General features: G+C 60.7%; 12 protein-coding genes and 1 riboswitch. Of the genes, 7 read left to right on the forward strand and 5 right to left on the reverse strand.

The window, feature by feature from the left end; all coding sequences use genetic code 11:
* Both LZU96_RS01535 and LZU96_RS01540 read left to right on the forward strand, forming a co-directional pair.
* A complete protein-coding gene (locus LZU96_RS01535) occupies window positions 1-912 on the forward strand; it encodes an alpha/beta fold hydrolase (RefSeq protein ID WP_233986543.1) in 912 nt (303 codons plus the stop codon).
* The gene (locus tag LZU96_RS01540) at window positions 905-2,296 is read left to right on the forward strand and encodes a hypothetical protein (RefSeq protein ID WP_233986545.1); all 1,392 of its coding nucleotides are present in this window, start codon (window positions 905-907) and stop codon (window positions 2,294-2,296) included. Before LZU96_RS01535 ends, LZU96_RS01540 begins: the two co-directional genes overlap by 8 nt.
* 21 nt (window positions 2,297-2,317) lie before the next feature.
* Here the strand turns inward: LZU96_RS01540 and LZU96_RS01545 are convergent, their stop codons facing one another.
* A complete protein-coding gene (locus LZU96_RS01545) occupies window positions 2,318-3,670 on the reverse strand; it encodes an MFS transporter (RefSeq protein WP_233986553.1) in 1,353 nt (450 codons plus the stop codon).
* Window positions 3,671-3,839: 169 nt separating this feature from the next.
* On the reverse strand, window positions 3,840-4,742 hold the full coding sequence (locus tag LZU96_RS01550; protein WP_233986560.1) for a GntR family transcriptional regulator: 903 nt from the start codon (window positions 4,740-4,742) through the stop codon (window positions 3,840-3,842).
* A 138-nt stretch (window positions 4,743-4,880) separates the two neighbouring features.
* Here LZU96_RS01550 and LZU96_RS01555 point away from each other — a divergent pair, with 138 nt between their 5' ends.
* A complete protein-coding gene (locus LZU96_RS01555; RefSeq protein ID WP_233986568.1) occupies window positions 4,881-5,909 on the forward strand; it encodes a zinc-binding alcohol dehydrogenase family protein in 1,029 nt (342 codons plus the stop codon).
* A 6-nt stretch (window positions 5,910-5,915) separates the two neighbouring features.
* Here LZU96_RS01555 and LZU96_RS01560 read toward each other — a convergent pair whose 3' ends face one another.
* Window positions 5,916-6,836 (reverse strand): nucleoside hydrolase, encoded by a 921-nt coding sequence (locus LZU96_RS01560; protein ID WP_233986583.1) that lies wholly within the window; start codon window positions 6,834-6,836, stop codon window positions 5,916-5,918.
* A gap of 126 nt (window positions 6,837-6,962) precedes the next feature.
* Window positions 6,963-7,038: riboswitch (Fluoride riboswitch) on the forward strand.
* Between the two features lie 92 nt (window positions 7,039-7,130).
* Here LZU96_RS01560 and crcB point away from each other — a divergent pair.
* Window positions 7,131-7,508 carry a fluoride efflux transporter CrcB gene (crcB, locus tag LZU96_RS01565; protein WP_233986593.1) on the forward strand — a complete coding sequence of 126 codons (378 nt, stop codon included), beginning with the start codon at window positions 7,131-7,133 and terminating at the stop codon, window positions 7,506-7,508.
* A 138-nt stretch (window positions 7,509-7,646) separates the two neighbouring features.
* Window positions 7,647-8,462, forward strand: coding sequence for a sugar phosphate isomerase/epimerase family protein (locus LZU96_RS01570; protein ID WP_233986594.1), 816 nt, complete (start codon window positions 7,647-7,649; stop codon window positions 8,460-8,462).
* Between the two features lie 3 nt (window positions 8,463-8,465).
* Here the strand turns inward: LZU96_RS01570 and LZU96_RS01575 are convergent, their stop codons facing one another.
* Entirely contained in the window at window positions 8,466-9,071 is a 606-nt protein-coding gene (locus tag LZU96_RS01575) for an alpha/beta hydrolase (RefSeq protein WP_233986601.1), read from the reverse strand.
* A 254-nt stretch (window positions 9,072-9,325) separates the two neighbouring features.
* Here LZU96_RS01575 and LZU96_RS01580 point away from each other — a divergent pair, with 254 nt between their 5' ends.
* Complete coding sequence (locus LZU96_RS01580; protein ID WP_233986611.1) at window positions 9,326-10,450, forward strand: GNAT family N-acetyltransferase; 1,125 nt, start codon at window positions 9,326-9,328, stop codon at window positions 10,448-10,450.
* On the opposite strand, the gene LZU96_RS01585 is transcribed toward LZU96_RS01580, so the two are convergent.
* Window positions 10,447-12,279, reverse strand: coding sequence for an ABC transporter ATP-binding protein (locus LZU96_RS01585; RefSeq protein WP_233986618.1), 1,833 nt, complete (start codon window positions 12,277-12,279; stop codon window positions 10,447-10,449). The genes LZU96_RS01580 and LZU96_RS01585 overlap by 4 nt on opposite strands.
* A gap of 72 nt (window positions 12,280-12,351) precedes the next feature.
* On the opposite strand from LZU96_RS01585, the gene LZU96_RS01590 reads away from it, so the two are divergent.
* Entirely contained in the window at window positions 12,352-12,852 is a 501-nt protein-coding gene (locus LZU96_RS01590) for a GNAT family N-acetyltransferase (RefSeq protein WP_233986628.1), read from the forward strand.
* The last annotated feature ends 723 nt before the right edge of the window (window positions 12,853-13,575 follow it).

The following is a 13,575-nucleotide window of genomic DNA, read 5'->3' on the forward strand; positions in this document are numbered from 1 at the left end:
ATGATCCAGAAACATCGACGAAAACAGGCGGCTATCGTGGCAGGCGTTGGGTTAGGTGTGGCGGCCACACTGTGGGGCATGAAACGCTGGCAGCAGCTGAAACAGACGCCGCCGGTCTCGCCGCGCAGCCATCACGCCGGGCTGGCCGGTTATTATCAGCAGATTGGCGACTGGCGGATGTTTACCCGCGTGACGCCAAATGAAACTCAGGGGCTGCCGGTGGTGCTGATTCACGGCCTGGTGCTGTCCGGCCGGGCAATGGAGCCGCTGGCGCTGGCATTAAGCCGCGATTATCACGTACTGGTGCCGGACCTGCCGGGTTTCGGTGCCAGTGCGCTGCCCGCCTCAGCACCGGTGATGTCGGTGGATCAACTGGCGGACGCGCTGTGGCTGTGGCTGCAGCACAACGGTTTCCAGCGCGCCATCTGGGTGGGCAACTCGTTTGGCTGTCAGATTCTGGCTGCGCTGGCGGTGAAATATCCGCAGGCGGTAGCGGGGCTGGTGCTACAGGGGCCGACGGTCGATCGCCACGCCCGTAGCCTGCCACGTCAGCTGTGGCGCGACTGGCGCAATGGCCGACTGGAGGCCCGTCGTCCGCCGGGTCCGCTGGCGCGCATCGATTACGCCAAAGCGGGTCTGCGGCGCGCCTTTGGCACCCTGCGCGCCATGATGCGTGACCATATTGAGCATCGTCTGACCTACATCAGCGCGCCCACCCTGCTGCTGCGCGGCTCGCGCGACCCGGTCTGTCCGGCGCGCTGGCTGGATGAACTCGCCGCCCTGATGCCGCACAGCGAAACCCTTACGCTGCGTGACGGCACGCACACCCTGCACTACGTCTATCCGTGGAGTTTCTGTCACGCCATTCGCCCGTTCCTGGCGCGTATCCAGCAGGAGGATCAGCATGAGTAAACCACCGAAAGGGATTGCCCGCTTCGACTCGTCCGCCGCGATGCTGCTGGCGCTGGCTAACGCGCTGCACGATCGGCCTTTCGCCAGCCCCAGCCAGTCACCGACGCTGGATCGCCTGCTGCCGTCGCTTAACCGGCTACCTACCGGGCTGCGCGAATGGGGTTATGCGCTGGGCGGCATGGCAGAAGGCATCACGCTGCGTCAGGCCGGCGAGCTGGATGTGGAAGGGATCGCCGAATGGATGGTCAGTGAATATCCGCAGCAGGATTATCCGGCGGCCTTTATCGGTTCATCGAACGGGGCGCTGATTCACCTGGCGGCGGCGATGGGCGCGCCCTGGCTGCCCCAGACCTTCCTCTGTCCGGTGCGGGCCGCCAATAACGATCCCGATGATGCGCAGACCAGCTTCGAGCAGGGCAAGGAGATTGCCGCCGCGCTGCTGGCCGCCTGGCCGCGGCTGGCGGTGCACCACATGCAGGACCCGAATCAGGATCGGCTGATGCTCGATCAGATGCGCTACTTCCGGCTGAAACTGCGCGAACTGCCGCTGGCGTTCAACGAGTTTCTGATGGGCAGCCTGCCGGCCGGATCAACGCTGTTTATTAATCACTGCACCCGACAATGGCCGGTAACACGCACCAGCGATCGCTCGTTTTTCCAGTTTGGTGCGCTCGGCGGCGCGACCGAAAAAGAGTACTTACAGGGTGGCCCGCGGGTGGCGGAATATCTGGCGCGCTACGGCATCGATCGCGAGCGCTGGACGCCGCCCGCCATCACTGACCACGTACCGGAAGCGGAATGGGGATTAGATGGTTATCTGATTTCGCCGCTGAAAAAACTGGCGGAGGCTCAGGGCCTGAAGCTGATGGAGATTCGTTACGAAGATCCGGAGGCGATGAGCTATGTGGTGGCGGAGATCTACCGCGACTGGTATCTGGCCGCCGGTATTTTACCGACCCGCCTGACGGTGGACAGCTTCCTGCTGATGGACCCCTGGTGCAGTATGCAGCAGCACGCGATTCCGTTCTGGCTGGTGTTCTGCACCGAGCCCTCCGCCGCGGCGCTGCAGCGTTTCCTCGAAAAACAGCCGCCGTTCCGCAACATCGACATGATGCTGTTTTCCCACGGCACCGACAGCATCGGGCTGGCAGAGATCACGCGCTGGCAGTCGCTGCTGGCCTATGCGCGGGAGGAGGGAGCGTTGATTGGGGTGGATGAGGAGCGCTTCCCGCGCGATTTCGCCACTTTCGCCCGCTTTGACTCGGCATTACGGCAACGGGCGCCGCTGTTACCGCCGCCGCCGCTGCTGAGCGTGGAGAAGGTGATTTCCGGTATCCAGCGCTATGGCGCGAAACATGGCGTGACCCTGACGGCGCTGACCTGATGTCTGCGCCGTCAGGCGGGATTACTCGCCGTCGGTGATCGGTTTGCGCACCAGCAGCAGGTAAGCCAGTGCGCCAACCAGCGTCACGCAGGCACAAATCATCAGCGCCATGCTGAACGATTTGGTGGTGTCGAGCACCCAGCCGGTGATGACCGGTGCAAAGGAGGCGAAGATAAAGCTGGCGAAGTTCTGGATACTGCCGACCGATGCGGTCATGCGGGCCGTCACATTGGCGTGAATCAGGCCCCAGCATGAGGTCCCGGCGAAGTGAATGCAGAACAGCGCCATGCCAATCAGCGTCACGGCACTGGTGGTATCGGTGGCGCGGGTCACCACGGCGGTAAAGCCAGCCGAGAGCAGCATCCCGCTGACGATGCAGACCTTGCGGGTTTTCACCGCGTTAAAGCCCCGGCGGACCAGCGAATCGACCACATAGCCGTTCAGCAACATCCCCGCGGCACCAAACAGGAACGGAATCGCCGCCAGCAGGCCGGTGCTTTTCAGATCCAGATGATAGGTCGACTGCAGATAACCCGGCAGCCAGGCGATATAGAGCCATGCGGTATAGTTGATGCCGCTGAAGCCAATCATCATTCCCCACATGGTGCGCTGCTTAAACAGACCGCGCCACTCTTTGAAGCTGATCGGCTCTTTACGCGACGCCACACTGCCCGCCTGCAGATAGTGGATCTCTTCTGCGCTCAGGGTGTTGTTATCGCGATCGCGGTAAACCATATACCAGCCGATAGCGAGGAACATCCCGAGGATACCGATGGTGACGAACATGCCGCGCCAGCCCATCACCAGCATCATCGCCGCCAGAATCGGCGGTGCCACTGACAGGCCGATCATTGAGGCGGCATTAAACATCCCCATCGGCATACCGCGATCTTTGATATTGAACCAGTCGTTAATCACTTTGACGCCGCACGGGTTCATCGGCGCTTCACCAATGCCCAGGCCGATACGCACCAGGATGAACTGGGTGAAGTTATGCACCAGCCCGGACGCCGCCTGAAACAGCGACCAGATAAACATGCCGATGCCGAGCATAATGCGCGGCCCTTTACGATCCAGCAGCGCGCCGCACGGCAACTGCGCCAGGCCGTAGGCCAGCGAGAAGGCCGAGAGCAGGAAGCCGATCTCGGTGGCGCTCAGCCCCATCTCCTCACGAATGGTCATGTTGGCGACCGACAGCGAGCTGCGGTCAAGGTAGTTGATAATGGCGGCGAACAGCAGCAACAGCATCGCTGTTACCTGAATTTTGCGGATGCGCGGTGAGCGAACGATATCGCCGCGCATCGGAACGTAATCCTGGCCTGGCGCCGCACTGCCGGACACGTTGTCGTGGCCGGTCACTGATGTCTTTTCCATTGCACTCTCCCGAAGCTGGGTACTTATCGTTATGGTGAAGAGGGGGTTCGCGCGGCGGCAAATGGCCGCCATGACGTTGCTGTCGAGACTAAGAGCAAAGGGTGAAGGATGTTGCAAAGATGTTTCTGAATCGTGCGGGAGCTAATGCTTTGTGGTTTTTAATCGGTTTTTAATTGTACTGCCCGATCGAGCGCACCATTGAGGTTTTGGCGGTCGCCAGATGGTTATGTAATGCACAGAGCGCGTCGATATCCTGACGGCCGATCAGCGCGGTCAGAATCGCCATATGCTCCTCCAGCGCCACGATATTGCGCTGTTTCAGATCGCTCTCATCCCACTGATAATGCGAATGAAATATCACTGAGATAATCTCCAGCGACTGATTAAAAAAAGGATTGTTGGCGGCCGATAAAATCAGCGAATGCATCTGCCGATCCAGCGCAGCAAAGTGGCGGTAGTTGCTGGCGATGGTGTCGCGCATCGATCGGTGGCGATCCAGCAGATCCCGCGCCTGTACCCAGCGCTCATCGCTGGCGGGCAGATTCAGAAAGCGGCTCAGCGCATGGGTTTCCAGCATCTCCCGCAGTTCAAACAGTTTCTCTGCGTAATCCTGGGTGAATTTCTTCATCCGCCACTGACCCCGTTTGACCGGCTCCAGCAGATCGTAGCGCATAAAACGCAGCAGAAATTCCCGTACCACCACCGGGCTGACTTTCACCTGCTGGGCCAGTTGCAGTTCGCTGAAGGTATCGCCCGGCACCAGCTGGCGCTGATTAATCATATTAAAAAAGACCTGCTCGAAGTGGCTGGCCTGCTGCTCAATCGGCGGCGTTAACGCGCTGAACCCATCTTCTTCCTGCGGATCGCGGACGATCAGGTAAGTCTGATCCACTTTTTCCAGCACGCCACGCTGATGCAGATAGTGCAGGGTATGACGCACCGTGGTACGGCTGATATTGAACATCTCGGCCAGCGCCGCCTGGGGAGGCAACGGCGAAAGAATGTGGCGCTGGGCGATGCTTTCCAGCATCTGATTGATCACGTTATGACGTAAATTCTGACTGCGGCTCATGTCGCCCTCCGGTTTTTAATGCATTAAAAACCATTCAAAGCCCAAAAAAATCGTCGTGCTTCACACTTCCCGCAAGCCAACGCCGCGCGGCGGTCAGGATTCGCCATAACTGCGTGCAGGACAAACCGGAGAATCACCATGACAACAATGAAAGCACTGGTCATCGCTGAGCCACGCAAGATGGTATGGGCCACGCGCGAGCAACCGACGCCCGCCGCCGGTGAAGCACTGATTAAAATTCTTACTGCCGGTATCTGCGGCACCGATATTCACGCCTGGTCCGGTAATCAGCCGTTCTTCAGCTATCCGCGGGTGCTGGGCCATGAACTCTGTGCCGAAGTGGTGGCGCTGGGCAGCGGTGCCAGCGGCTTTGAACCGGGTCAGCGGGTGGCGCTGATGCCTTATATCTCCTGCCTGCGCTGCGATGCCTGTCAGAGTGGCAAGACCAACTGCTGCGAGCAGATCTCGGTGATTGGCGTGCATCAGGATGGCGGTTTCTGCGACTACCTGAGCGTGCCGGTCAGCACGCTGCTGGCGGTCAATCAGGTGGCACCGGAAGCGGCCGCGCTGATTGAACCCTTTGCCATCAGCGCTCATGCGGTAAGACGTGCGGCGATCGTGGCTGGCGAGCAGGTGTTAGTGGTCGGGGCGGGGCCGATTGGACTGGGCGTGGCGGCGATTGCCGCCGCCAGCGGCGCTGAGGTGGTGGTCGCCGATACCAGCGCCTTCCGTCGTCAGCACGTCGCTGATCAGCTTGGCCTGGCGGCGCTGAATCCGGCGGAAGAGGACTTTTACACTGCGCTACGCGAGCAGTTTGGCGGGCGTCTGGCGCTCAAAGTGATCGACGCCACCGGCAGTCCGGCGGCGATGAACAATGCGGTGAATCTGATGCGCCATGGCGGCACCATCGTCTATGTCGGGCTGCATAAAGGCGATCTGGTGATCCCGGACAGTGAGTTCCATAAAAAAGAGACCACCCTGATGGGCAGCCGCAACGCCACCCGTGAAGATTTTGATCGGGTAGTGGCGCTGATGGCCAGCGGCGCGCTGCGCGCAGAGATGATGCTCAATCATCACCTCGATTTTTCATCTCTGGCAGAAACGTTTGAGCCGCAGGTGATCAACAACCGCGAGCTGATCAAAGGCGTGATTCATTTCGATCGCTGAGGTCACTCAGGGTGCGGTCAGGGCCTGAAAGAAGTGTGACCGCACCGCGTCAGCATCCACCGCCAGCGCAATACGTTGTGCTGGCAGCCCCTCGAACGGATCGTGACGCGAGGCCAGCGCGCTGAGTTTGCGCACCGTCTGGCCGCAGGCAATGCCCTCGGTGATCACCCGCAGCGGGCTTTCCGTTAAGGTGAACGCCTCAGGCAGGCTGAGCCAGGCGAGCGCCAGCGTGTCGTGCAGCGACATGCCGTTAAAGCCCTCTTTCGCCAGGCTGTAAGCCAGATAGGGACGGCAGATAGCGCTCAGAACCGGCTGGTTGAGCCGCTCAACCTCATCGCCGGTGATCAGCACCTGATGAGTGACATCCAGCGGAATCACCACCACCTTCAGCGCCGACGTCAGCACCTGATCGGCGGCGTGCGGATCTTTCCAGATGTTAAATTCGCTGAACGGCGTCACGTTGCCGCTATGACCGCCGGTGCCGAAAGCGCCACCCATAATCACCAGCTCCTTAATCAGCGGAACGATCTCCGGTGCCTGATTAATCGCGCTGGCAATGTTGGTCAGCGGGCCAATCGCCACCAGGGTGATCTGCTGCGGATGGGCGCGTACGCTGTCGATAATGAACTGCACCGCACCCGGTGCCGCGTCGCTGAACGGGTTGTCAAACGCATCCCCCAGTCCATCTTCGCCGTGCAGCGTGGCGGGCGCACTCGGACGCTGCGCCAGCGGCCGGGAACAGCCACGATACACCTCTGCCTTAATCGCCATTTTCTCGCAGAACAGCCGGGCATTTTTCACCGCCTGACCCACCGCCACGTTACCGAACACGGTGGTGATGCCCAGCAGATGCTGGGTGCGCGCCGCATAGGCCAGCGCAAACGCGTCGTCAACGCCGATGTCAGTATCAATAATCAGGGTACGCATAGCCTCTCCAGGTCTCCGCCTTAATCCTCAGCATTACCCTGACCGCCGCGCCGTCGTCAAGGTTTTCAGCGCCAGCGGCGGCGGCGGCGGCTCAGTTGCCAGCCGGATAGCCACATCGTATTATCCTTCGCTCAAGGTGATGGCGTGCCACCTTTCCCAACCGCCGGCGGGCTTAACCCCGGCTGATGACGCCTGACACTCTGTTTATCCTTTCGCGGGAGCTGCGGTGTCAGGCGCGGTTTATCTCTGCCTCCTCCCTCAGCCCGGCGTGACATCTGCAATCAGGAGCAAGACATGTTGAAACCGTTGTTCGCCGTCATGATTGGCGGCTCTGCTGGCTGTGTGCTGCGGTGGCTATTCGCGGTGCGTTTCAATGCCTTATTTCCCAATCTGCCGCCCGGTACGCTGCTGGTCAATCTGATCGGCGGGCTGGTGATCGGTGGCGCACTGGCGTGGTTTGTCCGTCATCCGGAGGTCGACCCGGCGTGGAAGCTGCTGATCGTCACCGGACTGTGCGGCGGGCTGACCACCTTCTCCTCGTTTACGGCGGAATTAATGGGGTTGCTACAATCAGGTAAGTATCTCTGGGCGATGGCCAGCGCGCTGGTGCATGTGATTGGCTCACTGCTGATGGCGTTTGCCGGTTTCGCGCTGGTCACGCTGCTGGGCTGAGGCGCGGTAATCGCGGCTTGCCATAACGCTTTAGAGGTAGATACTGTTTCAGCTGCGATGCTCTGGCAGGCCGCAAGGCGTGCGGCGTTGCAGCTGATGATTTTCACCGATTATTCCGGACGATTAAGGAGCAGAGAGATGAGTCGTAATCCAACATTCCTTAACCTGGTGTTGTTAAACGGTGAGCCCGGGCAGAAGTTGCAGGCGGCGCGTGACGCCGGTTTCGACCAGGTTGAAATCTGGCGCGAAGATGTTGATGCCTGTGACGGCGGTGCGGTGGCGCTGGCCCGGATGGCCGCGCAGCAGGGGCCTGGCTTTACCAACCTGCAGGTTCTGCGTGATTTTAGCGGCGCGCCCAGCGCGCTGCGCGGACAGAAGCGCGACGAGCTGCGTCAGTTTATTCAGATCGCTCAGGCGCTGGGGTGCGACACCCTTCAGGCACCCGCCACCACCCGCGAAGATTGCTGCGCCGAGCAGATCGACGATGACCTGCGCTGGATGGCGTCGGAAGCGGCACGTTACAACATGCGCATCATGTATGAGCCGATGGCGTGGTGCAGCGTCGATAACACCCTGCCGCTGGCATGGCAGCGCTTGCAGCGTCTCGATCAGCCCAACATCGGACTGGTGGTCGATCTGTTTCACATCTGCGCGCTGGGCGGCGATGCGTCCCAGCTCGATGGCATTCCTGCCGAGCGGATTTACGAGGTGCAGCTGTGTGATATGGCGGCCGTTCCGCCGCAGGATAAGCAGAGCCTGATCGACATCGCGCGTCATCAGCGCCTGCTGCCCGGTGACGGCATTATCGATATCGGACGCTTTGTGGATAAGCTGAAAAGTGCCGGTTATCAGGGCCCGGTTGGCATTGAAGTGTTCAATGATACGCTGAAACGCCTGCCGCCTGAGGTCGCCGCACAGCAGGCGTGGCAGGCCCTGAATCGCTACTGGCCGTAGCCGTTAATCCTGCAGACACTGCGCAATAAACGCGGCGGCGTGCATCGCGCCCTGCGCTGAAATGGTGTGGCCGGTGGCGGGTTCAAACCGCGTCTCAACCGGCACCGCTGCCTGTTTCAGCCGGGCAGCGGCCGATTCGCTCTCCTGCCACGGGATCACCTCATCGGCCTGGCCGTGGATCAGCATCGCTGGCAGATAGGGCTGTGGCGTCAGCGCGCCGTCAAACGCCAGACGACCGGAAAAGGCCACCACGCCCGCCAGCGGATAACGGCCCGAGGCCAGCGCATCCAGCGCCATAATCGATCCCTGGGAAAAGCCGACCAGCACCACCTCCTGCCAGCGTCCGGCGAAGCCGTGCCGGGTCATGATGTCGCTGAGCGTGGCGTCAAACGCCGCCCGCGCCGCCTGCACCCGTGCCGGACGGTTCTCAGGCGTGACGCCGTTCAGGCTGAACCACTGATAGCCAAAACCGGCATCAAACCTGTCGGGCGCATCAGGTGACGCAAAGGCCACATCCGGCAATAAAGTTGCCCAGTGATCGCCGATTGGGGCCAGATCGTCGCCGTTGCTGCCGACGCCATGCAGAAATATCACCAGTGCTTTTGCCATTATTGTTCCTCTGAAAAAGCCGTTATCACCCGTATTCACTCCGTTACCCCGATCGGTACCTTTGCGTTCAGCTGCAGCGCACACTGTTAAGCCTTTCATCGCTACCGGAGAGCGACAGCATGCTTTTCCGATAGCGATTGAGCAAGAGATAATCGCGCATCCGATGCGACCTTCACATTGCGTGCCTTTACCCTTTCGCTGGCGCAGAAAACCTGCTTGACTGAACGTTCGCCCGTTGCTGTCTGGAGTTTTTCATGTCGCTGTTTCACCTGACTTCGCTGGCGGAGATCCCCGCCGCCGAGTGGGATGCGCTGTTGCCTGACGATCAGCCTTTTTTACGCCACGCCTTTCTGCTTACCCTGGAACAGAGCGGCAGCGTACGGCCCGAGTCGGGCTGGCAGCCGGATCATCTGGTCTGGCGTGAAGGTGGCGTGACCCGCGCCGCGCTGCCGGGCTACCGCAAACGCAATTCCTGGGGCGAGTATGTGTTCGATCACGCCTGGGCAGACGCCAGCCAGCGCGCCGGCATCCGCTATTACCCCAAATGGCTGGGCGCGATCCCCTTCAGCCCGGTCAGCGGGGCACGCCTGCTGGGTGACTGCGCGGCTGCGGCGCAGTTGCTGGCGGCGTTACCGGAGCGATTGCTGCAGCAGGGATTAAGCGGGGCGCACATTAACTTTACCGATGTGCAGGCCAACCAGTTGCTGGCTGACCAGCCCGACTGGCTGGCGCGGCTCGGTTGCCAGTACCACTGGCACAACCGCGGCTACCGCGATTTTCAGGATTTCCTCGATACGCTGATGTCGCGCAAGCGCAAACAGCTGCGTAAAGAGCGCGAGCAGGTGATGCAAAGCGGTTTCGTGTTCGAGCGCTATCGCGGTGACCAGCTCAGCGAAGATCAGTGGGATTTTGTTTATACCTGTTACGCCAATACCTATGCTGTGCGCGGTCAGCAACCCTACCTGACGCGGGATTTCTTCAGCCTGCTGGCGGAACGGATGCCGGACAGCATCATGGTGGTCATTGCACGGCTACAGCAGCAACCGGCGGCGATGGCGTTCTACCTGCGGGATGAGAAAGCGTTATATGGTCGCTACTGGGGCTGTCTGGCGGAGTTCGATCGGCTGCACTTCGAAACCTGCTTTTATCAGGGGATGGATTTCGCGATTGAGCTGGGGCTGACGCGCTTCGATGCTGGCGCGCAGGGCGAGCATAAGCTGGTGCGCGGTTTCGAGCCGCAGATCACCCACTCGTGGCACTATCTGCTGCATCCCGGCTTACGCAGCGCAGTCGCTGATTTCCTGCAGCAGGAGCGGGAAGGCGTGCGCGGCTGGGCCGAAGAAGCACGCGACGCCTTGCCTTACCGACGCGGTGATTAATCGACGCCGACAAAACCGCCGGTCTGATGCTGCCACAGGCGCGCATACAAGCCGTTGCGCGCCAGCAGCTCCGCGTGGCTGCCGGTCTCGACAATCCCGCCTTTATCCAGCACCACCAGCCGGTCCATCTTCGCGATGGTCGACAGGCGGTGCGCGATAGCGATAACGGTTTTGCCCTGCATCAGTGACTCCAGGCTCTCCTGAATTGCCGCTTCCACTTCGGAGTCCAGCGCCGACGTCGCCTCATCCATGATCAGGATCGGCGCATCCTTCAGCAGCACGCGGGCAATCGCCACCCGCTGACGCTGACCGCCCGACAGCTTCACACCGCGTTCCCCGACGTGGGCATCAAGCCCGGTGCGGCCCTGCGGATCGGAGAGCAGCGGAATGAACTCGTCCGCGCGGGCGCGGCGAATCGCCATCTGTAACTCCGCTTCACTGGCGTCGGGACGCCCGTAGAGCAGGTTTTCACGTATCGAACGGTGCAGCAGCGAGGTGTCCTGAGTGATCATGCCGATCTGACTGCGCAGACTCTCCTGAGTCACCGTGGCGATATCCTGATTGTCAATCACAATCCGGCCACCGTTCAGGTCATACAGCCGCAGCAGCAGATTGACCAGCGTCGATTTACCGGCACCGGACGGGCCAATCAGGCCAATCTTCTCGCCGGGTTTGATGTCGAGGTTGAGCTGGTTAATCACCTGACGGCCGCCGCCGTAGTCAAAACGCACATCTTCATAGCGGATCTGACCGCGCGTCACCTTCAGCTGTTTCGCCCCCGGCGCATCCTGCACGCTGAGCGGCTGAGAAATGGTGTTCAGGCCATCCTGCACCATGCCGATGTTTTCGAAAATGCCGTTCACCACCCACATGATCCAGCCCGACATATTCACCAGACGGATCACCAGGCCCGTCGCCAGCGCAATCGCCCCGACGCTAATCAGCGACTGGCTCCAGAGCCACAGCGCCAGTCCGGAGGTTGAGACAATCAGCATCCCGTTCAGCGCCGACAGCGTCAGATCCATGCTGGTGACCATGCGGCTGGCGTGCTGGGTTTTGTCGGTCTGCTCCTGAATCGCTTCGCGCGCGTACCGCCGCTCCAGATCGCTGTGGGCGAACAGTTTGATGGTGGTGATATTGGTGTAGCCATCGACGATGGTGCCCATCAGCTTAGAGCGCGCTTCCGATGAGACCACCGAGCGCGCCTTGACGCGTGGCACAAAGAAACGCAGCGAGGCGCTGTAGGCGAGAATCCACAGCACCAGCGGGATCATCAGCCGCCAGTCCGCTTCGGCGAACAGCACCAGCGAGGTGACTGAGTAGATCAGCACATGCCAGATGGCGTCGACCAGCTGCACCGAAGAATCGCGCAGCGAACTGCCGGTCTGCATAATCCGCTGCGCGATACGGCCGGCGAAATCGTTCTGAAAGAAGTTCAGGCTCTGACGCAGCACGTAGTTGTGATGCTGCCAGCGGATCATGCTGGTCATGCTCGGGCTGATGCTCTGATGCACCAGCATATCGTGCAGGGCGATAAAAATCGGCCGCAGGATCAGCGCCACCGCGCCCATCCACAGCAGCAGCGGCCAGTTATCGCTGAACAGGGTGGCGGGCGTTGAGTGATTCACCAGGTCGATAATGCGGCTCAGGTAGCTGAACAGCGCCACTTCGATCAGTGCGGACGCCAGCCCGACCAGCAGCAGCGCGGCAAAACTCGGCCAGACCTGGCGCAGGTAGTAAGCATAAAAGGACCAGACCGTAGTGGGTGGCGAATCGCTGGGAGCATCATGAAAAATATTGATAAAGCGTTCAAAACGGCGATACAACATAGCAGTACTCTTTCCGTCCGATGAAGAGCTACAGCTTAGTGCAATAAACCCGCCCGGCTAACAGGAGAAAATATGGAAATTACCATTCGGGGACGCGAACCTCACGATGCCGCCGCCTATCAGCGGCTCTACAGTCACCCTGATGTCTACCCCTGGACGCTACAGTTGCCGTTTCCCAGCGTCGCGACCTGGGAGAAAAAGTTCCTGAAAATGGATGCCGAAGGGTTTATCGCCTTTGTGGCGGAAATCGACGGGGAGATGGCCGGAGAGCTGACCTTGTTTGTCGATAATAAACCGCGCACCCGGCACAGCATCAGTTTCGGGCTGGGCGTCGATCCCGCCTTCAGCGGCCGCGGCGTGGGCGAACGGCTGATCCGCACCGCGCTCGACTATTCGCGCAACTGGCTCGGCATCAGCCGTATGCAGCTGGAAGTGTTTCACGACAATCAACGGGCGCTTCGGCTCTATCAGCGTCTGGGGTTTGAGCGGGAAGGGGTTCTTCGTCAGGCGGCACTGCGTGACGGTAAACTGCATGACGTGGTGGTGATGGCGAAACTGCTGCACGAGGCCTGACAGACGGTGGTCAGGCTGTTCTGATCAAGCCAGGCCATTGAGACTCATGCTCGTCAGTTAAGGTTAAATTTGCAAAGGCTGTCACGGTCAGACGTGACAGCTTTTTTTGGGCAGGCGTGCCGGCGTGCGGGCCTGAGCACCTCTGCTGCTGCCGGGCCGTCCTCGCGCCGCTGCGCGGTACCTTCGGCTTTGACGTCGTGCCGACGAACCGTTCGGGGATCGGCCCTCCCTGGCCGGCCCCGAACTCTCCACGCTTCCCGGCGTGGCGTTCTGGCCCAACGTCACGCCTCAGCGCTGCGGATAGCCCTTTCAGCAGCAGAGGCGCTCAGGCCTCCACTCTTGTGCCCTTTTTAACAATACACACTGAAGTTTCAGAGCAGGCGGGGGCCGATCAGGGGCAGGCAATCCGCAGCGCTGAACAGAATGAGTCTGCCAGGAGAGCCCGCAGGACGCGGGCGAAAGGCGGGGCGGCACAGGATGTGCCATCCCCGGCGGTCCGTCAGGCAGAGGAATGACGTGAAGGAACCGCGCAGCGGCGCGAGGACCGCCAGCCCCGGAGCGGCACCAGACTGCGTTATCACCGGTCGCTTAACTGACGAGCATTAAGCCATAGCTGTCGGCTGGCGCTAATTCCTCGATCTGGCGCACATTCTCCGGCACAACGCAGCGGCTTTTTCTGCTTTTGTGCAGCGCCGCACTGGCGGTTGTGGCGGTTGCCAGAAT

This window comes from Pantoea agglomerans, from assembly GCF_021397715.1.
In the GTDB taxonomy this organism is placed as follows: domain Bacteria; phylum Pseudomonadota; class Gammaproteobacteria; order Enterobacterales; family Enterobacteriaceae; genus Pantoea; species Pantoea astica.